The organism is Enterobacter cloacae complex sp. ESBL7, assembly GCF_041679625.1.
GTDB lineage: Bacteria > Pseudomonadota > Gammaproteobacteria > Enterobacterales > Enterobacteriaceae > Enterobacter > Enterobacter asburiae_B.
The window spans coordinates 2,035,687-2,059,065 of sequence record NZ_JBGORN010000001.1; the positions used below are offsets into that span (position 1 = coordinate 2,035,687).

The 23,379-nt window shown below is 57.1% G+C and carries 19 protein-coding genes; 4 read left to right on the forward strand and 15 right to left on the reverse strand.

The genetic code is table 11. The features are described 5' to 3' along the window. Positions 1-68 precede the first annotated feature (68 nt). From ACERY3_RS09940 to flhB, 5 genes are all read right to left on the reverse strand, one after another. Positions 69-1,208 carry a glycoside hydrolase family 105 protein gene (locus tag ACERY3_RS09940; RefSeq protein ID WP_373225563.1) on the reverse strand — a complete coding sequence of 380 codons (1,140 nt, stop codon included), beginning with the start codon at positions 1,206-1,208 and terminating at the stop codon, positions 69-71. A gap of 4 nt (positions 1,209-1,212) precedes the next feature. Then, positions 1,213-2,796 carry an MFS transporter gene (locus tag ACERY3_RS09945; RefSeq protein WP_373225528.1) on the reverse strand — a complete coding sequence of 528 codons (1,584 nt, stop codon included), beginning with the start codon at positions 2,794-2,796 and terminating at the stop codon, positions 1,213-1,215. Between the two features lie 261 nt (positions 2,797-3,057). Further along, a complete protein-coding gene (locus tag ACERY3_RS09950; protein WP_033145861.1) occupies positions 3,058-3,450 on the reverse strand; it encodes a flagellar protein FlhE in 393 nt (130 codons plus the stop codon). After that, a complete protein-coding gene (gene flhA, locus ACERY3_RS09955) occupies positions 3,450-5,528 on the reverse strand; it encodes a flagellar biosynthesis protein FlhA (RefSeq protein WP_033145862.1) in 2,079 nt (692 codons plus the stop codon). Before flhA ends, ACERY3_RS09950 begins: the two co-directional genes overlap by 1 nt. Beyond that, the gene (gene flhB, locus ACERY3_RS09960; RefSeq protein WP_033145863.1) at positions 5,521-6,669 is read right to left on the reverse strand and encodes a flagellar biosynthesis protein FlhB; all 1,149 of its coding nucleotides are present in this window, start codon (positions 6,667-6,669) and stop codon (positions 5,521-5,523) included. Before flhB ends, flhA begins: the two co-directional genes overlap by 8 nt. Before the next feature lie 463 nt (positions 6,670-7,132). Here flhB and ACERY3_RS09965 point away from each other — a divergent pair, with 463 nt between their 5' ends. The 4 genes from ACERY3_RS09965 to ACERY3_RS09980 all read left to right on the forward strand — a co-directional run bounded on the left by ACERY3_RS09965 (position 7,133) and on the right by ACERY3_RS09980 (position 12,290). Next, positions 7,133-7,750: a fimbrial protein gene (locus ACERY3_RS09965; protein WP_310590834.1), complete on the forward strand. Its 618-nt coding sequence runs from the start codon at positions 7,133-7,135 to the stop codon at positions 7,748-7,750. 129 nt (positions 7,751-7,879) lie between these two features. Further along, complete coding sequence (locus ACERY3_RS09970) at positions 7,880-8,572, forward strand: molecular chaperone (protein WP_319876260.1); 693 nt, start codon at positions 7,880-7,882, stop codon at positions 8,570-8,572. 9 nt (positions 8,573-8,581) lie between these two features. Then, the gene (locus ACERY3_RS09975) at positions 8,582-11,122 is read left to right on the forward strand and encodes a fimbria/pilus outer membrane usher protein (protein ID WP_373225529.1); all 2,541 of its coding nucleotides are present in this window, start codon (positions 8,582-8,584) and stop codon (positions 11,120-11,122) included. Positions 11,123-11,126: 4 nt separating this feature from the next. Continuing rightward, positions 11,127-12,290, forward strand: coding sequence for a fimbrial protein (locus ACERY3_RS09980; protein WP_373225530.1), 1,164 nt, complete (start codon positions 11,127-11,129; stop codon positions 12,288-12,290). Positions 12,291-12,338: 48 nt separating this feature from the next. On the opposite strand, the gene cheZ is transcribed toward ACERY3_RS09980, so the two are convergent. From cheZ to ACERY3_RS10030, 10 genes are all read right to left on the reverse strand, one after another. Further along, entirely contained in the window at positions 12,339-12,983 is a 645-nt protein-coding gene (gene cheZ, locus ACERY3_RS09985; protein WP_023312251.1) for a protein phosphatase CheZ, read from the reverse strand. Positions 12,984-12,993: 10 nt separating this feature from the next. Next, a complete protein-coding gene (cheY, locus tag ACERY3_RS09990) occupies positions 12,994-13,383 on the reverse strand; it encodes a chemotaxis response regulator CheY (RefSeq protein ID WP_008500431.1) in 390 nt (129 codons plus the stop codon). Between the two features lie 17 nt (positions 13,384-13,400). Continuing rightward, on the reverse strand, positions 13,401-14,450 hold the full coding sequence (locus tag ACERY3_RS09995; protein WP_029741783.1) for a chemotaxis response regulator protein-glutamate methylesterase: 1,050 nt from the start codon (positions 14,448-14,450) through the stop codon (positions 13,401-13,403). Continuing rightward, positions 14,447-15,313, reverse strand: coding sequence for a protein-glutamate O-methyltransferase CheR (gene cheR / locus ACERY3_RS10000; protein WP_023312253.1), 867 nt, complete (start codon positions 15,311-15,313; stop codon positions 14,447-14,449). The genes ACERY3_RS09995 and cheR overlap by 4 nt, the downstream gene beginning before the upstream one ends. A gap of 19 nt (positions 15,314-15,332) precedes the next feature. After that, a complete protein-coding gene (tap, locus tag ACERY3_RS10005) occupies positions 15,333-16,934 on the reverse strand; it encodes a methyl-accepting chemotaxis protein IV (protein ID WP_023312254.1) in 1,602 nt (533 codons plus the stop codon). 44 nt (positions 16,935-16,978) lie between these two features. Beyond that, positions 16,979-18,646: a methyl-accepting chemotaxis protein II gene (gene tar / locus ACERY3_RS10010; RefSeq protein ID WP_373225531.1), complete on the reverse strand. Its 1,668-nt coding sequence runs from the start codon at positions 18,644-18,646 to the stop codon at positions 16,979-16,981. 84 nt (positions 18,647-18,730) lie between these two features. Beyond that, complete coding sequence (locus ACERY3_RS10015; protein ID WP_069303012.1) at positions 18,731-19,693, reverse strand: spore coat U domain-containing protein; 963 nt, start codon at positions 19,691-19,693, stop codon at positions 18,731-18,733. Beyond that, complete coding sequence (locus tag ACERY3_RS10020; protein WP_373225532.1) at positions 19,690-22,074, reverse strand: fimbria/pilus outer membrane usher protein; 2,385 nt, start codon at positions 22,072-22,074, stop codon at positions 19,690-19,692. The genes ACERY3_RS10015 and ACERY3_RS10020 overlap by 4 nt, the downstream gene beginning before the upstream one ends. After that, positions 22,050-22,805 (reverse strand): molecular chaperone, encoded by a 756-nt coding sequence (locus ACERY3_RS10025; protein ID WP_373225533.1) that lies wholly within the window; start codon positions 22,803-22,805, stop codon positions 22,050-22,052. The genes ACERY3_RS10020 and ACERY3_RS10025 overlap by 25 nt, the downstream gene beginning before the upstream one ends. Before the next feature lie 16 nt (positions 22,806-22,821). Then, positions 22,822-23,370: a spore coat U domain-containing protein gene (locus ACERY3_RS10030; protein WP_047061108.1), complete on the reverse strand. Its 549-nt coding sequence runs from the start codon at positions 23,368-23,370 to the stop codon at positions 22,822-22,824. Positions 23,371-23,379: the final 9 nt, after the last annotated feature.

The following is a 23,379-nucleotide window of genomic DNA, read 5'->3' on the forward strand; positions in this document are numbered from 1 at the left end:
ACCCGGCGCAAGCCGGGTTTTATTTTGTAGCCCCGGTAAGCGCAGCGCCACCGGGGATATCCGCAGGTTCAAAAGTATTTCCGCAAATACTCCGTCAGACACAGTATCGCCATCGCCTGTCCGTACGGCATCGACGTCAGCGGGATCTGGCGATAAAACTCAAGATCGCTGCCCATGCCCGTGCCGAACGACGTTTGCAACAGCTCGCCTTCCGGCGAAATATTTTTGACGATACCGCGAATCGCTTTTTCTGCCACTTCGGCATACTCCGCGCCAACGTAGCGCTTGCGCACGGCTTTCAGAATGCCGTAGGCAAACCCTGCCGTGGCGGACGCCTCAAGATAAGAATGTGGATCGTCGAGCAGCGTATGCCATAGCCCGCTGTCGTCCTGATATTTCGCCAGCGCGGCAATCTGCGCATTCAATATCTGCACCAGGTAGCGGCGCACGGCGCTGTTTTCCGGCAGATCCACAAGCTCAAGGAAGTCCGGGATCGCGATGGTGAGCCAGCTGTTGCCCCGCGCCCAGCGGGCACGGGCGAAGTTATGGTTGCCGTCGTAGCTCCAGCCGTGGAACCACAGCCCGGTCTCCCGGTCCATCAGGTTCTGCACGTGCAGCAGGAACTGATACACCGCCTCTTCAACGTATTCCGGTTTGTTGAGCAGCTTGCCGATTTTCGCCAGCGGCAGCACCGTCATCATCAGCGTGTCATCCCACATCTGTTGATGGTTTTCTTCCGCCAGAGTGATGTGCTGCATCCCGCCGTGTTCCGTGCGCGGCATCTCGGCCATCGCCCATTCCGCCCAGCTTTCCAGCCACGGCCGCCAGGCCTGATTTTTGGTCTCTTCGTAGCGATAAGCCAGCGTCAGGAACGGCGACATGGTATTTACGTTTTTGGTGGTCGCGCCTTGCGCAAAGCGGTCGGCAAACCATCTGTCGATGATGTCTCGCATACCTTCGTCGCCGGTCTGGCAGTAATATTGCCAGATACCGTACAGGCCAACGCCGTGCGTCCACTCCCATCCGGCCCAGCCTTTAGTGTCGATCACGCGCCCGTCGTCCAGCCGCAGCAAAAATTCACCCGTTTTGTCGTGGATATTGACCAGGCTATGCGTCACCTTTTGAATCAGCGATTTCAGTTCGTCCCGGGCGATAAAGCGCTCTGGCTGACGTAATAACGGGCTATGTTTGACAGGCCAAACTTTCATCATCTTAACCTCTGTTGTATGTCGAATTCAGTACCGCGCGATCCTTCAGCGAGGGTGCCGCTGGCTTATTGCGATTCAGATAACCGATGTTGTTATTGCCCCACAGTGACTCATAAGGCATACCGGCCAGCATCTCGACGGTGGCGCGGGCGTGTGGCGTCGCTGACTCAGGCATCGCATGACCACACTCACGCATTTTCGCGGTCTCCTCGCGCAGCGTGCTGTGGGTCTGCAAATTGAGCCTGAAGCGCAGGGAAACGAGGAAGCCGCAGAACAGCACCAGGATGGTGCCCACGCTCAGGATCGTCAAAATGGTGTGGCTCACTTCCGCAGGCTGTACTTTCTGACCGCTGACAAAGCCGGACATCTGCATCACGATACCCACCAGCATCACCGCACCGGCCTGTGACGCCTTACGGGTCAGGGTCATGATGCCCGCGAAGATCCCTTCGCGGCGCTGGCCGGTGATCGCTTCATCCACGTCAGCAATGTAGGTATAGGTGTTCCACGGCACGTAGTTGATACCGCCGCGACCGAGACCGGCAACCGCTGAGATCAGCAACAGCAGAGCGTAGACGTCGCTCAGGCCCGCGTAATAGAGCATGGCGTAAGAGAGAGACGCTAGACCAAACAGCACCACCACCATGCGGTAGGACGGTGCAGGCCCGAAACGGATGCACAGCGGGATCATGGCGATAACCGCAAAGAACTGGAAAATAGCCATCGTGCCCAGCAGATTGGACGCCATTGACACTTCCTGCATCAGCACGAACACCACGTAGTAGGTGAATACCGCATTAAACACGTCCTGCGCGATATAGCCGCCAAGGTACATGCCCAGATGCTGACGGAAAATCTTGATGCGCAGCGTGGAGCTTAACTCAACGATCAGGCGGTTGAGGCTCTGCCCCAGCGTCAGCTTCTTCTTCTCTTCTTCAGCACGCAGCGCCGCTTCTGACCACTCTTCGCGCGGGCGTTCCCAGGTAAAGAACCAGACGAAAGTTAGCATCAGCGCGCAGAGCAAGGAGAAGACCAGGCTTGCGTAGAAGAAGGAGATGGCGTTTTCTTTCCCGAAGTGGGTTAACAGGATCCCCGGCAGGAAGGAGGCCAGAATGGCGGACATCTGCGCCATTGAGATACGCGCCCCGGAGAACTTGGTTTTCTGTTTAAAGTCATCGGTCATTTCCGGTACCAGCGTTTCGTACGGCACCAGAATCATGGTGTAGACAATATCAAACACCAGATAGGTCAGCAGGTAGTACCAGAAGCTCATGTCCCCAACCCACATCAGCGAGTAGCTGAACACGCACGGAATCCCCAGCAGGATAAAAAACTTACGACGGCCGAAGCGCTTACCGAGCCAGGTTGTCCCAAAGTTATCGGTTAAAAAGCCCATTAACGGGCTAACGACGGCATCCAGCACCCTTGCAGCGGCAAAGATAAACGTTGCTTCGATCGGTGAGAGCCCGCAGAAGGTGGTATAAAAATATAAAAGCCAGGCCGCCGTCAGGGCGGTGGTACCCGCCCCGAGGAAATCGCCTGACCCGTAAGCGAGATAATTTGCGAGCCCAATTTTACGTGTTCTCATTGCCGTCACCCCTAATCAGTTTTGGGAGACTCCCTGCAAGCAAGCGTCTTCCGGGAGCTTTTAGACGGCTACAGTAAATGCATCGACCGGTTGATACCTTTCTGTTTCTGCCATCACTAAGAGGGTCAATGGCAATAATGCAAAGAGTACCGTCACACGCGTCACTGATTTATAAAACAGCGTTTCTATTTGAACAAAAGGTGAGGTCAGTTTTGAGAGCCAGCCATCAAAATTGCTGATGGCTGGTGAAAAGGCAGGGTGTTAGCGGTAGTTCACGATGACAGAATTACTCTGTACTTTCAGCGCCGGGATTAAACGTCCCCCGCCCGGCACTTCCCAGATGAAACGCAAAGGTTCAATGGCCGGTACGCCGTTGAACGCCTGTGTCGTGCCATTTTCGCCATCGATTTCCGTGCAGCGCGTCTGAGAACAGAGGCGCACCCGCAGCCCTGCGGGCGTTGGGCCAATCAGCCGGTAATTCCAGACCACAAGGCCCATCTGACCGGAAACGCCTTCAGAAGGCGACAGCGGGTTAGATGACATAGCAACGCCCCGGTTGCTGAGGGTCACTCCCATGCTGCTTGCCTGCCAGGTGCCTTCCCCGGCAGCGTGCGCCGCCAGCGGGAAGAACAAAATCCAGAGCCATTTACGCATTATTTTCCTCCGATCGTCGCGGTCATGCGGATGTGACGGTTATCCGACAGCTCCATATTCGACAGCACGACCAGCTGGTTCAGGCTACGACGCAGGAAGCGCGACAGCAGCGGACGCAGCGCATGGTTCACCAGCAGCACCGGCGGCGCGCCCAGCATCTCCTGGCGCGCCAGCGCCTCCTGCGTTTGCGCCAGCAGACGGTCCGCCAGGCCCGGCTCCAGGCCGCCCCCGCCCTGCAGGGCCTGCAGCAGCAGACGTTCAAGCGGCGTATCGAGGCCAATGACCTGCACTTCTCCGGTTCCCGGGAACCACTGCTGGGTGATCGCACGACCCAGCGCCACGCGTACCACCGCCGTCAGCTCGTGCGGATCGCTTTGTATCGGCGCATGCTCGGCAAGGGTTTCCAGAATAGTGCGCATATCGCGGATCGGCACTTTCTCTTCGAGCAGGTTTTGCAGCACCTTGTGCAGCGTGGTTAAGGTCACCACGCCCGGGACCAGATCTTCCGTCAGCTTCGGCATCTCCTGCGTGACGCGGTCAAGCAGCTGCTGCGCTTCCTGACGGCCAAACAGCTCTGCCGAGAATTGCCCGATCAGGTGATTAAGATGGGTCGCCACCACGGTACTGGCTTCAACAACCGTATATCCCTGGATTTGCGCCTGCTCTTTCAGGGCACTTTCAATCCAGATAGCGGCCAGGCCAAAAGCTGGATCGATGGTTTGCTCGCCCGGCAGCGTGCCCGCGGCGGTACCGGGGTTAATCGCCAGCCAGCGGCCCGGATAGGCATCACCGCTGCCAATTTCGACCCCTTTCATCAGAATGCGATAGCGCGCGGGCGGCAGGTCCATATTGTCGCGGATGTGTACAACCGGCGGCAGGAAGCCCATATCCTGGGCGAATTTTTTACGGATACTGCGGATACGGCCAAGCAGCTCGCCATCCTGCTGGAAATCGACCATCGGAATCAGGCGATAGCCTACTTCCATTCCCAGAGAATCTTCCAGTTGAACGTCGTTCCAGGTCGCTTCGACGGCCTGGGTGTTCTCCGGCATTTTTACCTGAACAGGTTCCGCTGCCGGTTTGATTTCACGGCCACGCATCCACCAGGCAAGCCCCAGCAGACCCGCCGTAAACAGCAGGAACACCAGGTTTGGCATCCCCGGCACCAGGCCGAGCAAACCCAGAACGGCAGCGGCCAGCAGCATAACGCGCGGATTGCTGAAGAGCTGGCCCACCATCTGCTCGCCAACGTCCTGATCGGTACTTACGCGGGTCACAATCACACCCGCCGCAGTAGAGATAACCAGCGCCGGGATCTGCGCAACCAGACCGTCACCAATGGTCAGCAGCGTATAGCTTTCCGCCGCGTGGCCCATGTCCATCCCGTGCTGCAATACCCCCACCAGCAGGCCGCCAACCACGTTAATCACCATGATCAGAATGCCCGCGATGGCGTCACCGCGCACAAACTTGCTCGCACCGTCCATGGAGCCGTAGAAGTCCGCCTCCTGCGTCACTTCCGAACGGCGTTTTTTGGCTTCATCTTCGGCGATAAGGCCGGCGTTCAGGTCGGCGTCGATCGCCATCTGCTTGCCCGGCATCCCGTCCAGCACAAAACGCGCGCCCACTTCCGCGATACGCCCTGCACCTTTGGTGATAACCATAAAGTTGATGATAACGAGGATAACGAACACCACGATACCGATAGCGAAATTGCCGCCTACCAGGAAGTGGCCGAACGCCTCCACCACTTTACCTGCCGCTGCCGCACCGGTGTGGCCTTCCATCAGGATGATACGCGTGGACGCCACGTTCAGCGCCAGTCGGAGCAAGGTGGTAAACAGCAGAATGGTCGGGAATGCGGCGAACTCCAGGGTACGCTGGGTGAACATCGCCACCAGCAGCACCATGATGGACAGCGCAATATTGAAAGTGAATAGCAGATCGAGGATGAACGCCGGGAGCGGCAGTACCATCATCGACAGAATTAGCAGGATCAGAATCGGCCCGGCAAGGATTTGCCATTGGGTCGATTTCAGGTTGCCGGGCAGGCGCAACATTGCCACCAGATTAGCCATCAGTGTCCTTCTCGTTCATAAAATCCAGCGCGGCAGGCACCGGAAGGTTTTCAGGTTTCACAGGCCGCTGACCGCCAGCCAGACGCCAGCGCTTCAACTGCCACACCCAGGCCAGCACTTCCGCCACGGCGGCGTAGAGTTGTCCCGGGATCTGTTGTCCGATATCCGCATGGCGGTACAGGGCACGCGCCAGCGGAGGGGCTTCCAGGATCGGTACGCGGTTTTCCGTGCCAATTTCCCGGATACGCAGTGCGATCAGCCCCGCCCCTTTCGCAACGACTTTCGGCGCGCTCATTTTGTTTTCGTCATAGCGCAGCGCAACGGAATAGTGTGTCGGGTTGGTGACGATGACGTCGGCCTTCGGCACATCGTCCATCATCCGGCGACGGGCGGCGGCACGCTGCATCTGGCGGATGCGCCCTTTCACGTGCGGGTCACCTTCCATCTGCTTATATTCGTCACGGATATCCTGACGCGACATGCGCAGCTTTTTGAAGTGGGTATAAAGCTGGAAGATCACGTCAAAACCCACCATCGGGATAATGCTGAGCACCACCAGCAGCGCGCAAAGCCCAACCAGATTCAGCGCGTTGCTCATCGCGGTGAGCGGCGATTCGCTGATAAGACGCATCATTTCCGGCCAGTGGTACCAGAGGTAAAAGCCTGCGGAACTGCCCATCAGCACCGATTTGAGAACGGCTTTGAGCAGCTCAGCCCCGGTCTGCGCAGAGAACATTTTCGCAATACCCGGCAGCGGGTTCAGTTTGGAAAATTTCGGTTGCAGCGATTTGGCACTGAAAACCAGACCGCCGAGCATCACCGGAGAGACCAGCGCGACCAGCACGACCCCGGTTATCAGGGGCAGCAGCGCGACCATGGCCCCCTTAATAAGCTGAATAATCTGGCTGAGGATCAGATTCGGATCGTTGACCATGCTGTGGTCAAAACGTAAGCCGGTGGACAACATTCCCGCCAGCTTGCGGGCGAGCGACTCCCCGCCCCACCAGATAATGCACACCCCTACGATAAGGATCAGCAGGGAGGTCAATTCTCGGGATCGGGGGATCTGCCCTTCCTCACGCGCTTTTTCTAGTCGGTGGGGTGTGGGGGCTTCCGTTTTGTCGTCGTTCTCTTCTGCCACAGTGCATGCTCAGCCCATTACGTCACGGGTATCATGCCAGCACCGCCTTTGATCAATGGGCTGAAAAACCCCTATAACCGGGTCTTTTTATCCAGTTTAAGCCCCCCCCCCTGCAATTCGGGTGAGTGAAAAGAGGGCAAGAAATGTTCGAACGAACATTCTCCAGCTTTTGTGATGTGTTTCATATTACAAAATGAATTAAGCGCAGTTTTAAAGAACATTTACTCTAAAATATCCCGAAAGAAAATTAACATAATCGTCGATTTTAACCAGACGGTATTGCAGGAATGATATAACCATGTAAATTCAATAATTCAGAGCAATCGATACCATATAAATCATTACCCCGCACAATCCTAAAAAGGATGAATCTGCATAACATTAATCCTGAGACTCCCTTACCCACACAAAATTAAATGTTATAATTTCACGCGACATAATTTACTTTTCACCAGAAAGCAAAATGTATGCCAGATATTTCTTTTTACTTAAAGGGACATTTAATATGGATTTCAAAAAGAATATTATTGCGGGCTTAGCCCTTGCAACACTGTCGATGAATGGTTTCGCCGCAGAAATGAATGCCGGCACTATTCACTTTACGGGTGAAATTATCGAATCAAGCTGTACCATTCAGGGTGACGACGGTACAGACAGTACTATCCCACTGGGTACCTATCCTACATCATTGTTTAATACCGTTGGGAAGGAGACCGCACTTACGGAGTTCTCCATTACGCTGGCGAACTGCCCGTTAACAAGCGCTGGGCTTCCGGCTGTTCAGCTGACCTTTAACGGCCCAACGACCCTGACCAAGACCAAGACGCTGCTGGACGTCAGTAAAATTACCACCACGGGCGAAACCGCGGCCACCGGTATCGGCATTGCCGTCAGCCCGGCGGGTAAAGATGATAAGCTCATCACGATGGATGGCGCTGAAGGGCAGATCTATATCGAACTGGCGACAAAATCCGAAGATACGATTAAAGCTGATTTTAATGCCCGCTATAAATCATTTGCAGATGCGGTTACCGCCGGTCCGGCAGATGCTGATATGACGGTAAATATTCTTTACCGTTAATAATCGTATTACTGATATTCATAATATATATATTTAGGCGTCATGACGTTTAAGGAGTCATGATCTGATAATAGTCCGGACTCGGACTATTATCATTTCCCTTCAACCTCCTTTATTAAAGGTTTCACTATGCGCATTTTACTCCGGGTCTTATTATGCATTCCTGTTATTGCGAGCACCTTTTGTCACGCAGCAGGTATTCAGATCGGTCGCACACGCATAATCTACGATGCCGCGAAAAAGGAAGTTGCCCTGCCCTTACAAAATAATGATAAAGAGCTTCCATGGTTAATACAGTCATGGACGGATACAGGTGATGGTAAAACGCACGGACCGTTTATCGTGACACCGCCTCTCTTTCGGCTCGATCCGCAAAAAGAGCAAAGCCTACGTATTACCTGGAACGGGACAACCTTAGCAGGCGATAAAGAGTCTCTGTTCTATATGAACGTACGAACCGTTCCTGCCACGGCTACGGATGAGGGAGACAAAAACGTCCTGCGGTTAATCTATAAAACGCGTCTGAAACTGTTCTGGCGCCCTGTCGGACTGAGCGGTACGCCCTCTAAATCCTGCAAAAACCTGCGCTTCGCGCGTCATGGTCAGCAGCTCACTGTCATCAACGAGGGGGCGTTCTACAGCGTCTTTGATTCACTTGCGCTGGGAGCGCACAAAGTGGAGAAAGCCGACATGGTTGCCCCTAAATCCCGCGCTGACATTCCTCTCCCTGACAATGCTCAGGGAACGAGCGTCACCTGGCGCTGCATAACCGATTACGGCAATGCTTCCGAAAAATACACCGCCTCCCTGGCGCAGGATTAAAAAACCGCGATGATGACAGGACGTAATGATATGTCATACGAGCGGCTCTTTAGACCGAATCCGCTTCTTCGCTGCCTTGGCGGTGTCTTGCTCATCGCGAGCTTCTCGACGCTGGCCCGTGAGTATCGTTTCTCTCCCTCATCGCTTGAAGGAGACATGCTGGCCCAGCAGGAGATCGACCTTTCACTCTTTTCAAAGTCGAATGCTCAGCTACCCGGCACCTATTCTTCACGAGTGCAGGTGAACGAACACCGTCTGAGCACCACCAACATCGCTTACGTCAGCTCTCCGGAAGGGTCACTGATACCGCAGCTCACACCGGATATGCTGCGGGCATGGGGGGTTGCTATCGACCAGTATCCCGCCTTGCTTGCGTTACCAGGCAATAAGGCTTTACCCAAAGATATCAGCAACTATATCCCCCAGGCCTCCGCGCGGCTTGATTTTTCAACCATGACATTAGCGTTGAGTATTCCTCAGGCCGCGTTAAGAAGTACCGGTCGCGATTACATCGATCCCTCGCGCTGGGACGACGGTGTTCCCGTGTTGTTCAGTGACTACGCTTTCTCAGGATCAAAAAATAAGGAGAGCGGCGACAACAGCGCCACCAGTCAGTATCTGAATTTGCGCACCGGCGCCAACCTGGGTGGCTGGCGAGTGCGCAACTATTCAACGTGGAGCAATTCAGAGAATGAAAACCTGTGGGAAAACATCAATACCTTCCTCCAGCATGACGTTGACGCCCTCAAGGCACAGTTCACGGCGGGAGAAAGCAACACGCGGGGCGAGGTATTTGATAGCTTACAGTACCGGGGCGTTAACCTTGCGTCGGATGAAGAGATGCTTCCCTACAGCCAACGCGGCTATGCCCCTGTCATACGCGGCATCGCCAGTTCAAATGCGGAAGTCTCGGTGCGCCAGAATGGCTACCTCATCTATCAGCAAAATGTCGCGCCGGGCGCGTTCGAAATCGACGATCTCTACTCCACGACCAACAGCGGCGATCTGGACGTTACGGTGAAAGAGGCTGACGGCACCGAGCATCGCTTTACGCAGCCCTACTCCAGTATCGCGGTTATGCTGCGGCCTGGGCGTATGAAGTACGAAATGACAGCAGGCCGTTATCGTGCTGAAAGCGGGAGCGACCAAAAGGAACCCGATTTTTTCCAGGGCAGCATGATTTACGGTTTAAATAACCTTCTCACCTGGTTTGGAGGGCTGACGCTCTCGAAAGACTATAACGCAGCCAATACCGGTGCCGGTCTGGCGCTCGGGCCGCTGGGCTCGCTGTCCGCTGACGTTACCATGGCCGACACCCGGCTAGACGATAACAGCCAGCATACCGGCCAGTCATGGCGTTTGCTTTATACCGGTAAGCTGGATTCGACCGATACCAACTTCAGCCTCGGCAGCTACCGATACTCCAGCCGCGGGTATTACAGCTTTGCCGACGCCAACCAAAAGCATGACGGCCACGAAGACGATCTGCAGTTTCGTTACAATAAACGCAACCGCATTCAGGCCAGCGTTAGCCAAACCGTTGCTGGGGTGAGTCTGTATCTTAACGGTTATCAGCAGGATTACTGGGGCACCTCTAAAAAAGAGCGCAGCCTGTCTCTGGGATTCAATACCGTTGTTGCCGGCACGAGCTATCACATTGCCTATACGTACAGCAAAACCAACGGCGACGAGTCTGACAGGATGGTCTCTTTGGGATTTAGCATTCCTCTCGCCAGATGGCTGCCACGCGCCTGGAGTAGCTATAACATCAGCAACACTAAAAATGGCTATACGCGGCACAACGTGGGCCTCAGCGGCACGCTTCTGGAGGATGAGCGTCTGAGCTACTCGTTGCAGCAGAGCCACTCCAACCACGACGGGGAAGATATCAGCAGCGTCTATGGCAGCTACCGCTCGCAGTACGCCAATCTGACCGCAGGCTATTACGCTTCCACCGATCACTCTCAGCAGCTTAACTACGGCATTAGCGGCGGTATTGTTGCCCATCCTCAGGGCATCACGCTGGCTCAACCTTTAGGAAGCCAGTTTGCTATCGTCAACGCCAACGACGCTTCCGGCGTCCGTTTCCTGAACCAGCGGGGTATTCAGACCGACTGGCAGGGTAACGCAGTCATTCCATCGCTCACTCCGTACCAGGAGAACAATATTCGTATTGATACCTCGAGCCTGCCGGAAAATGTGGACAGCAGCGATACCGCCATCACCGTCATTCCCTCGCGCAACGCGGCAGTGTTGGCCAGATTTGACGCCCACACAGGCTACCGGATGCTGATCACCCTGAAGCGTCCAAACGGTCTCCCCGTTCCGTTCGGCGCCATCGCGACCAGTAGCGACCCGGTGATGAGCGGCATTGTCGATGAAACCGGCACCGTCTATCTGGCAGGCATTGGAGAGACCGCGCAGCTCACCGTGAAATGGGGCAACGGCATGGGCCAACAGTGCCGCGCCAGCATTACGCAACAGTCAGCCAACCAAACCGAAAGCCCTAACGGTATTCGCTCGGTTAGCGAGCTTTGTCAGCAGGAATAAGCACATGACAACTATATTCAAGAAACGGGCCGTCTGGGCTTCATTGGCCTCGGCACTGAGCCTGACCGCAACCAGCCCGAGCAGGGCCGCGACTTTACTTCATGACTGCTTCGGTGCGCCACAAGCCTACACCACGACGTTCGATCATGAGTTTTCGTCCAGCGAAAATATCGCCAATCATGACTATGATGTGCCAAATCATCTGGTCGGCAATGGCCCGGTGATAGTGGCCAACTGCAGCTGTCCCGGAAATATATTTTCTTCGAGCATGGTTTATGAAAAAACCTTCGCCGGAAGCCCGTTGAAACCGGGAACAAGCGGATACGGCTATTTGACCGAAAAGATCGATGCCGATATCACCGCCTACGCTGATGCAATTAACTCTCCGGACGGCACTTCTTTGACCCCGATAGCTGTCAATGAATACCCGACATCCAGAGCTAATATGCGTAACACGACCGAGAATGCACTCGCCAAAACGGAGGGAGATGCCAACGTTTGCAGTAGTGGCACCCAGCCGAGCAACGCCGCTACAGTAAAGCGTAATTTCCGCTGGAACGTCGTTGCGATCCTTCTTCACATTAAAAAACCCATCCTGGGTCAAGAGATGATCCCTTCGACGATCGTCGCGCAAAACTATGCCTGTCTTTATTTCGGCTCGGGGGGAAGCTGCGATTCCGGGCAGGCAGATCAGGTCTCTGATATCTGGTTTAGCGGCACGCTTTCTGCGCCGCTAAGCTGCGTTATCAACGAAGGCAGCACCATTGAGGTTGAGTTCGGCAGCATCGTCAGCAAGCAATTCGTCATCAAGGGGCAACCGCCAAAACGTTATGCCATCAAAAACGTTGATATTGCCTACCACTGTGATGATAACGCGGTGGGAAACACGGACCGGATAAAGCTCACGCTGACCGCAGATCAGGGGGTCGCAGACAGCAGTACGCCGTACATTGCAAAACTTCTGGACAGGGACGACCTCGGGGTGCGTGTATATGATGAAAACAGTCAGAACGTCGCGCTGGACGGGACCTATGAGTTTCCGGTGACGATGGACGCGCAGGGAAACGGTGTGGTCAAAATTCAGGCTGTACCGGTCAGCACGACCAATGCCTCTCCGGCCCCGGGCCGCTTTGAAGGTAACGTGACGGTGAAGATGGATCTTCGCTAACCGAACTACCCTCAGGTTGAGGCCGCAGCCTGAGGGTAATCAGAACAATCAGAAGCCGAGGCTGTCGAGCAGATCGTCTACCTGATCCTGGCTTGCCACAACGCCCGCCTTGCTGGCGTCGAGCTGTGGACCATTGAGCAGGCTTTCGTTCTCGCGTTTTGGACGGGCCGCCGGTTCCGGGATGTTCTCCAGCAGAACCATCAGCAGCTGACGCTCAATCTCCTGAATAACATCCATCATGCGCTTGATCACCTGACCGGTCAGGTCCTGGAAATCCTGCGCCATCATGATGTCCAGCAGCTGGGCGTTGGTGAAGCTGGTGTGGCCCGGCACATCACCCAGGTACTGACGGGTATCCGTCACCAGCTCGCGGGCATCCGCCAGCTCGATAGGGTTCTCAAACCACTCGTCCCAGCGTTTGCTCAGCGCTTTCGCCCCCTTTTCCATCGCATCCTGGTGCGGCTGTGACGCTTCAACGCTGTTCAGCGCACGTTCCGCGGCCTGAGCGGTCATCTGCACAACATAGTCCAGACGATCGCGGGCATCAGGAATGGCTTCCGCCGCTTCGGCAATCGCCTGATCCAGACCCAGCTCGCGCAGGCTGTCACGCAGCATGCGCGTCAGGCTGCCGATGCGGACGATGATATCGCTCGGCGAGTGTTCTTCAACGGGTTTCATAGCAGGTTGCAACATTTCCATCACCTCACATGCCGAGTTTCTCGAAGATCTTACCGAGCTTCTCTTCCAGGGTTGCCGCGGTGAATGGCTTCACCACATAGCCGCTTGCGCCCGCCTGTGCAGCGGCAATGATGTTCTCTTTTTTCGCTTCTGCAGTAACCATCAGAACCGGCATAGACGCCATTCCGGCATCGGCACGAATGGTTTTCAGCAGTTCCAGACCGTCCATGTTTGGCATGTTCCAGTCGGAGATAACAAAACCAAACCCGCCAGCCTGCAGTTTGTTCAGCGCATCAACGCCGTCTTCTGCTTCTTCAACGTTGTTGAAGCCCAGCTCTTTCAGCAGGTTGCGCACGATGCGACGCATGGTGGAAAAGTCATCCACAACCAAAAACTTAAGCTCTTTATCCGCCATAAAATAATACTCCTGAGTCAAATACGTATTGCCTGTCCGGCACTGATTTTCGCCAGCATCTGCTGGCTTACCTGGCTAAGATCGACCACTTCGCTCACGCCACCCATATTGATGGCCTCGCGCGGCATGCCGAACACCACACAACTTGCTTCATTCTGCGCAATCGTCCAGGCGCCAGCCTGGTGCATTGCAAGCATTCCGGCGGCACCATCGTTGCCCATCCCCGTCAGGATCACCCCAACGGCGTTGCGCCCCGCATGTTTCGCCACCGAATGAAACAGCACATCCACCGACGGACGGTGCCGGTTGACCGGCGGTCCGTCATGAATTTTGATTTGATAGTTAGCACCGCTGCGCGACAGCTCCATATGCTTGTCGCCCGGGGCGATATAGGCATGGCCCGGGAGCACGCGCTCGCCGTCTTCCGCCTCCTTCACGCTGATCTGGCACAGCTTGTTCAGGCGTTCGGCGAACGAACGGGTAAAGCCTGGCGGCATATGCTGAGTGATCAGAATACCCGGACTTGAAAGCGGCAATGGCTGGAGTACATGACGAATTGCCTCTGTTCCTCCGGTTGACGCCCCAATAACCAGCAGTTTTTCCGAGCTGAGTAAGGGACCGGCCTTCAGGGTCGCAGGCGCGGCCAATGGCGTATGGGCAGCAAGCTTCGCCCGCGACGCGGTGCGGATCTTCTCCGCGATCATTTCGCTGTAGGCCAGCATCCCTTCGCGAATGCCGAGCTGCGGTTTGGTGACAAAATCCACCGCCCCCAGCTCCAGCGCGCGCAGGGTGATTTCCGATCCTTTTCCGGTCAGGGAGGAGACCATCACCACCGGCATGGGCCGAAGCCGCATTAATTTTTCGAGGAAATCAATGCCATCCATGCGCGGCATCTCGACATCCAGCGTTAGCACGTCGGGGTTATATTTTTTAATTAAATCCCGCGCTACCAGAGGATCGGGCGCAGTGGCCACCATCTCCATGTCGCTGTGGCTATTGATAATTTCAGTCATGATCTGACGCATCAGCGCTGAATCATCGACAGACAACACCCTGATTTTACTCATGCTTTTTCCTTACTCAGCGCATATACCGTTTGCCCACGCAGGCTAAACTCACGCGCGAGGTTGCTGAAGTTTTCCGAGTGCCCGGCAAACAGTAAACCGTCAGGCTTGAGCAACGGAACAAACCGACGCAGGATGTCCTGTTGCGTCGTTTTATCAAAATAGATCATGACGTTACGGCAAAAAATGGCGTCGAACGGCCCCGGCACGTTGTACTGCTTATCCAGCAGGTTAACGGGCGCGAATTCGACGCAGTTCGCCAGCTCCTGGCGTACGCGCACCAGGCCTTCATGCGGGCCCGTGCCGCGCATGAAATAACGCTGCAGCTGCTGCGGCGACAGCGTTTTCAGTTCATCCTGGCGATACACGCCGTTACGCGCCTTCTCCAGCACCTCGGTATCAATATCGCTGGCATAAACTTTCCAGCGTCCGGGCGTCATGCCCAGGGTGTCAGCAAGGGTGATCGCCAGCGAGTACGGCTCTTCACCCGTCGAGGCGGCCGCGCTCCATACGCGATACTCCCCGGTGCGACGGCGGGCGTGCTCGGCCAGGACCGGGAAGTGGTGAGCTTCACGGAAAAACGCCGTCAGGTTGGTGGTTAACGAGTTAATAAAAGCCTGCCACTCTGCGCTGTTCTGGTTCGCCTCGAGCATGCTCAGATAGCGGCCAAAATCATCCAGCCCCAGCGTACGCAAGCGCCGCACCAGACGGTTGTAGACCATGTCCCGCTTATGATCCGCAAGCACGATCCCCGCACGCTGGTAGATTAACTGACATATCCGACGAAAATGCGCGTCGGACAGCGCGAGGCGCTGTGTCATCTGCAACAATAATGACGTTTGCCCAGGGGGCATTGGTGATGTCATAGCGCCTTCTTAATTACATTCAGGATACAACTGGCACGGCCTGCGACCGCCCGACTTCTGTTACTGCTTCAACGTGCTCTTTCACATTAAATACCGCGACCAGTCCGGTCAGACGATCCGCCTGGCTGGCCAGCTGATCGGTTGCCGCTGCCGCTTCCTCAACTAACGAGGCGTTCTGTTGCGTCACCTGATCCATCTGGCTGACGGCCTGGGCAACCTGCTCAATCCCGCGACGCTGTTCATCCGACGCAGAGGCAATCTCGCCCATGATGTCGTTCACCCGCGTCACGGAGGTGACGATCTCGTGCATGGTTTTCGCCGCCGTATCCACCAGCGTTGAGCCCTGCTGAACGCGCGAAACCGACTCTTCGATCAGGACCTTAATTTCTTTCGCCGCGTTGGCGCTGCGGCTCGCCAGGTTACGTACTTCCCCCGCCACCACCGCAAACCCGCGCCCTTGCTCACCGGCGCGCGCCGCTTCCACGGCGGCATTCAGCGCCAGAATGTTGGTCTGGAACGCGATACCGTCAATCACGCTGATGATGTCACCAATTTTCTGCGAGCTGGTGGCAATCTCCTGCATGGTGCTGGCGACATGGGACGCCTGGTCGCCGCCTTTCTTCGCCGTCATCGCCGCCTGTTTTGACAGGTCAGACGCCTGACGCGCGTTATCGGCGTTCTGGCCTACCGTCGCGGTTAACTGCTCCATGCTGGCCGCCGTCTGCGCCAGCGAGGCCGCCTGCTGCTCGGTGCGGGACGAGAGATCGTTGTTGCCCGCCGCAATCTCAGAGATCCCGGTGTGCATGGCATAACTGCCCTGCCGCACGTCGCTCACCGTTTCCCGCAGCGATCCCTGCATCGCCTTCAGGCTCGCAAAGATCGCCGAAATTTCGTTTTTGCCGAACACCGCGACCGGACGCGCCAGGTCCCCTTTCGCAATACTGTCGAAGTGGCTGCTGATAATCGCCAGCGGCTGCACGATCATTCTGCGCGACCAGAGCAGCGCCCCGCCGGTCAGCAGCCCTGCCAGAATCACCACCACGGCAAAGATGACGCCCGACATGTGATAGCTTTGACGGCTCTGGTCACCGGCACGCTGAACAGACTGGTTAATATCCTGCTGCCACGCGTTAAAGCTGCCGTCAAACGCCGCCTGAGACGCCTGAACCGGTGCAGTCATAAAGTCCGAAAGCTGGTTGTTCTCAAGCCACGTCGCCTGGTGGTCCAGATCGCTGTACCACTGCTCAAAGTTCGTCTTCATGGCGGCCTTCAGCGCTTTCTCTTTCTCACTGTCGGCGGCCTGCGCCGTAAAGGCTTTAAACTGTGCGTCAGCCTGCTTCAGACTGTCGCGCGCGGTCGCCATCAGCGCTTTAATGTCATCCGGCGGATAACTCAGCGCGGTTAAGGTTCCCGCCTTGTTCAGCGCAGTGCTTGCCTGCAACAGCACGGCACGCGTTTGTGCCAGTGCGGAGCGCTGCTGATTACTCGCCTCAACTTCCTGCAAATTCTGATAGCCATCGCGAAACGCCCAAAAAGACAACCCGTTACTGCCAACCTGCAACACACCGCAAAGGATCAGAATCAAAAACAGTGTGGTCGAGATACGAATACGATTTAACATCCACGCTCCCATCAAGCGGCAAGCAGCCGCGGTTTAATTGTCAGTCAAAATGTTTCCCAGTTTTCATCTTGTCCGGTCGTCGCGGTGCGCGTACGGTGTGCAGCCGATTCAGCGGCTGGCGCACGATACGTCGCCTGCGGGGTGACCGTATTTCCAGCGAGTGAAGCGAGACGAAACGCCGAGACGGCCATCTTCAGACGGCTCGCCTGGTCTTCCAGAGCAGCGGCCGCCGCAGCGGACTCCTGCACCAGCGCGGCGTTTTGCTGTGTCACGCGATCCATTTCCGATACCGCCAGGGCAACCTGGTCGATACCACGACTCTGCTCATCGGACGCAGAGGCGATTTCACCCATGATGTCCGTCACGCGGGTGACGGCATTCACGATGTCATTCATGGTCTCCCCGGCGCTTTCCACCAGCACGGAGCCGGTATCCACGCGGGAGACGGAATCTTCAATCAGAGACTTGATCTCTTTGGCCGCGTTGGCGCTGCGGCTGGCCAGGTTGCGTACTTCCCCGGCCACCACGGCAAACCCGCGCCCCTGTTCACCCGCGCGCGCCGCTTCCACGGCGGCGTTCAGCGCCAGAATGTTGGTCTGGAAGGCAATGCCGTCGATAACGCTGATGATGTCGGCGATTTTCTTCGAGCTGTCGGCGATTTCGTGCATGGTTTTCACCACGCCATCCACCACGCGGCCGCCGCGCTGCGCCGTCTCGGAGGCGCTTTCCGCCAGCTGAGACGCCTGGCGGGCGTTATCGGCGTTCTGCTTCACGGTCGCGGTGAGCTGCTCCATGCTGGCGGCCGTCTCTTCCAGGGCGGACGCCTGCTGCTCGGTACGAGAAGAGAGGTCGTTATTCCCCATCGCAATTTCGCTGGTGCCGGTGTAGATAGCCTCCGACCCGTTGCGCACGTTCGCGACGGTTTCGATTAACGAACGCTGCATGTGGTCAACGCTGTTTGCCAGCTCGGTGTTCTCATTGCGCCCGGAAACGGTCAGCGTTTTGGTCAGGTCACCGCCGGCAATTTCACGAATGTGGGCAATGACGCGGCCGAGAGGGTTCAGCAGGATATGGCGAATGCCGTACCAGACCGCGACCAGCACAATGACCAGCGCCAGCGCCATCACGGCCATCTGCCATTTTGCAAAGCGGTAGTCATTCTGGCTTGCCGTAAAGGCCGAGTGATAGAGATCGCCACTGACCTTCGCGTATTCCCCCAGCGCCGCGCCGAGTGCGTTTTGCATCCCCTGCGTTGGCTGCGCGAAATAGGCGTCCATATTGCCGCTCTCCAGGAACTGAATCAGCTCTGTCAGGCCGGTATGGTAGGCATTGTATTTTTCATCGATATTCTGGCTCACCTGCTCCATAGCAGGCTGCGGGGCGATCTTTTTGAAGGCGTCGTAGTGTTTCGCGGCGTCAGCGAGGGTGGCACGGGCATTTTTCAACAGATCGGTTTTCGCGCTGCTCTGCTGATTGTTGGGGTCCATCATCATGCGCGCGGACGAGCGGCTCAGGTTGATACGCGTTTGCAGCATCAGATCCCACGTTGAGGTGAGTTCACTCTGCTGCAGGCGGAGATCGTTCGAGGCCGCGAAGCTGTCCTGGTTCTGTTTTAATGACGAGAAAAAAAGCCCGCCGGAGATGAGCTGAAGAAGTGCGAAAATGACCAGCACCATCATGAGCATTGTGACAACGCGGATACGGTTCAACATACAACACCTTCTCATAGATTTATTAACGGTGTTATCGGCACAGCCCACAGGAACTTTACATTTGCGAAAGGGAAAAGCGCGGGGTTAAAACGCCACGTCGACAATCAGCGTGTCGGTGTAGGTTCCGGCGGGCGGCGTGGCCTGATTGGTCAGGACTTTAGCGGTGTAGTTGTAGGTGCGCAGTAAACCGTCGGTACTGACCTGGGACGATACCGCGCTGGACCAGCGCTCGCTGCCGCTGCCGCCCCAGCGGTTACCGGTGGCTTCCTTATAGATGTCGTAGCTCATGGCGTTGCTGCCGCTCACCATCCGCCGCACGTTGTTCAGCGCGTTGGCACCGTTATTAATGCCGATGGTATACGAACTTCCTTTGGTACAGGTGACGGCAATCGCCTGCGAGACGGTGGGGAAACTTTGCACCAGCGGCGCGCTGTTGAAGTTCACATCTGGCGTGGTCATGGCGCTGCAGTCGTTGGTAACGGTCATATCCAGCAGGATGGTGGTTGTCGCGGTTCCCGTCTGATTGATTGTGCAAATGCCAAGCGCGCCCACGGAGCAGACGCTGTAGTTAATGCTGAAGGTTAACTGCACCTGATATGGCCCGGCAGTGACGTTTTGCCCGGCGACGGTGCGGAAATAGAGCGGAATGTTGTACTGCTTTGACCCCAGCAACCCCAGCAGGGTACTCCCGCTCCAGGTATACGATTTACTTATCTGTACCTCGCTGCTGCTCGCGCATCCCGATAACCCGCACAGCCGGGTGGGGATCGCGTCGGTGATGGCCGCATTATCCGTGCGTTTCATCGTGGCCCGGCTGCTGCCCGAAACCGATGCCGCGGTGTAGGTCAGCGTTACCGAGTCGCTGGTCAGCAGATTCAGTACGGCATCGCAGGCCACCACCAGCGTGCCGGTGGTTTGAACTTCTCCGGTTCCGCTAAGCGCGAACGAGGTGACGCTGCCAAACGACGCATTAACCGTACTGACGGTACACGCCGCCCAGCCGCCGCCGGAGAACAGCAGCAGGATGAATAGCAGCAGGCGCGTCATGGCTCCTCCCGGCAAACCAGCGGCCCGTAGGTTTTCAGCTTGTGCTCCGGATTGGCCCCCACGGTCAGGGTAGTCTTACAGCGCCTCCCGTCAGGTGCGATCACCTCCAGCGGGTTCACATCGCTGAGATTTTCCAGCCAGGCGATGCCGTCATACCCCACCACCGCATTGCTGCGCGAGGCGCGTCGAACCTGGCTTCCCACCGGCAACGCCTTCCCGCGCGCGTCATGCAGAATAACGCTTGCCACCCTCTCCTGCTCCATCGGGAAATCGACCAGATAGCCGCTGTGGCGCCGAATCGCGATCCGCCGCTCGGTCTCTTTCAGACGGGTATCCGCCGGCAGATTCAAAGTATCAATCCGGTAGCTTGCCGGGTAATACGCCGACACCCCGCTCACCAGCAGGTAGCCGTTGTTATTGGTTTTACCGACGGGCTGGTTCTCATAGCTGACGGGCACGTCCGGGTGGCCGTCGGTACTGATGACCACAAACGCATCGTTGATCTTATTCGCCGCGAACAGCTCGCCGTCCATCAGCACAACGGCGCCCATCGCCTCGCCCCACCAGGTCATGGCATCCCTTTCGCCATAGCCGCCGCCCTGCAGCTCGATGTTGTTATTGCGCCAGCCCAGCGTACCCTGTTGATAATCACTGGATCTTGACTGGTTGGCCCAGGCCATGTTCCAGCTGAACCCACCGTCAGAAGGCATGGAGTGGTTGTAGTTAATCCGCTGGGTACTGCCTGCATCCGGGGTGTTTTCAACGGTGACGGCAGCGCTGTCGCGCGCACCAAGCGGCACCTGCAGCGACAGCGCGACCGTCCAGTCTCCCCGCTGCCGATCCCGGCTGCCGGCCAGGTAAATACTGCTCGCTCCCCACAGGTTTCGGCTCCAGGAGAGATTGAGCAGCTCGGTTTTTTGGCTGTCAAAACTCTCCACGCCTATCCAGGCCGCACCGATATTGCCGTACCGTCCCAGATTGAAGGTCAGCGAATACTGGTCCGTATTACGGCTAAAGCTGGCGATGGGCTTATCGTTTTCGTCATACACCGTCGGCTGATCGTAAAGGGCCAGATTGCCAAAGCCGCGGTCGCGACGCGTGTGCTGGGTGGCGACGCTAAACTCGCTGGTACTGTACTGATAACCCCAGTTGATTTGCCCGCCCGCATCACCGCGCATGCGGCTTTGCGAGTAAGAGGTATTCACCACGCCGAACTGGCCGAGTTTTATCACCGTCCCCGCGCCGCCCAGCGCCAGCTCCTGCGCCCCTTCCGCGTGGCCCTCGAGGGTTAGCCAGTCCGTCATCCCGTAGCGATACGAGCCGCTGCCGGCTGCCGGACCGTAGTCAAAATTCTTGATGCCGTAATTACGCCGCAGGCTGCCGAGCGTCACGGCGCCGTCGCTCAGCCCTTGTTTGAGCAGGTCGCTGGTGACGTAAAACGGTAGCGTGGTGCTTACCTGGCGCCCCAGCGCATCCGTCGTGACCAGCACCGCATCCCCGGCGCCGTTGATGTAGGGCAGATTAGTCAGGGTGAAGGGGCCCGGCTGAAGCTGGGTTGAGCCGGAGCGATAGCCGTTGATAAAAAGATCGACCGAAGTGGGTACCGCGGCTTCCCCCGCGAACTCGGGCAGCGGCCATGTCACCAGGTCAGGACGCAGGGAGAAATCCCGCCCGACGCTTATCCCCCCCATCCGCACGCTGGAGCTCCAGCTCAGGGCATCGCTGATCACGTCCCCGGCGCTCCAGCTCATCGCGTCATCTTCGTTAGTGAACAGCAGGGTCGTGTCATAGCGGACATAACCTTCCTGCTGGCCGTCGTTACCGGTGAAATTTTCCCGCGCGTAACCGGTCGAGGAAAACGAGCCGTTCTCGTTGAAGTAGCGGAACTCATGCCAGATCGACGCCTGACCGCCGATATGTTCCGTGTGGTTGGTGTAGAGATCGTAATTCAGCAGCGCCCCGCGCCCGTAGTGCGGTTTGGCCTGCGCCGCTTGCGCGCTGAAAGGCGTCACGCGGGCCGTCACCCAGTCGCGGGGAACGTTAAGCAGCAGGCGCTGCGCGGCGCTGTCGTACTCCACCCGAACCTGAACAAGCGAGGAGAGATTTACCTCTCCGGTGGGAACGTGCGCCGGGGGCAGCCCCGCGCGCAGCAAATCGGCGCTGGAGATAAAGAAAGCGCCTTTACGCTGCGTCACGGGCACGACCAGGCCGGTATCGTAATGATTGACCACGATGGCCAGCTGGAAAACCGCTTCATCATTTATCGCCTGTGCCTGGGGAGGCGGCGGTAAACTGTCGTCGCCGGGCCCGGCCAGAGTCGCGGAACTGACGCATAGCAGTATCATCATCGCCGGCTTCAGTTGACGGGCGTCGACTGCCATTGTTCGTCCCTGGCATTAATCTGCGCGCTCATCCGCTCTGGCTGACGAACGCCAGCGGGTATAGGCCAGGTGCGGGTGCTGCCCGGCAGGACGTAACCCAGCAATCCCTCCGCCACCGTGCGTTTCTGACCTCCCTGCTCCAGCGCCACCTGGCTCAGCCTGACGTGAACATCACCCCGATTTTTGACCTCCAGCGCAGGCTTTCCCTCCGCCTGCGTCACCCGCCAGCTCAGGTTTTGGGTCTCCGCCAGCGCGTGATGCGCGCCCTCTTTGATGGTCGGGATCCCCTGTCCATATACGAACAGAGGGATGGAGTAACGCATCTGCAATTTCAGGCCGATGGCGGGTTCAGCTTTGGCATCTGGCTGGGGAATTTCATCGACGATAATGCGATAGGCCTGTTCGACCCCTGCGGGAACTGAAGCCTGTTTGATAAGGCGAATAAGCTGCTTGTTGCCTGTGCCAATCGTGACGATGGGCGGGCTGGCGACCACGTCCTGCTGCGCGGTATAGCGCTCGTGTCCGTCCTCCTGCTTCCAGCGCACGATGCGGACCTGCATCGTCGTGGCGCTGTTTCCTTGGTTCTGGATCCACAGTTCCGTGGCGTTGGCGTCCGCAGCAAGCCAGGGATCGATGGGCCAGAGCAGGATGGTGGCCGCCGCCTGCGCCTGGCCGGTTGCCGCCATTCCCAACGCGCCCGCCAGACATACCGGTCTGAAAAATGGCTTCATCAACACTCTCCCTTTATTACCATGACAAGGTCACGGTGAGCTGATCGGAATAGGTTCCCGCCGGGCTAAACCCGGTCAGTAGCGCCACGCCAAAAAGCGGCAGCGCGATGTTATTACTGTTGGTATAGGTCACCGCTATCGCCTGGTTGACGCCAATTTCGCTGTTTGCGGCCAGCGAGCTGCTGCTGTAAAGCCGGTATGGCACCACGTCGGCGCCGTTCGCGCGCTTCATGCGGCGAACGGATGAATAATTTTGACCGCCATTAATGCTCATGCTCAGCGCCACGCCTGGCGTACAGGCAATAGACAACGCCCCGTTTGGCACAAAGCTGGTGCTGACCGGCGCGCTCTCGACGCCGTTATGGCTGCCAAAATCCAGCGTACCGAGAAGCCCTCCGCTACCGGTAGCCACCGCGCATCCCGGGACAATCGTCGCGCTGACCTTAAACGACTGGGATGTCACCGCATCCGCCGTGGGCATCGTGAGCAATCCGACGATCAGCGCGAAAAAAGGCTGCACGCGTCCCTCTGCGCGTTTGCGCAGACCTGTGAGAGATGCCTTCATGGCGGTTCG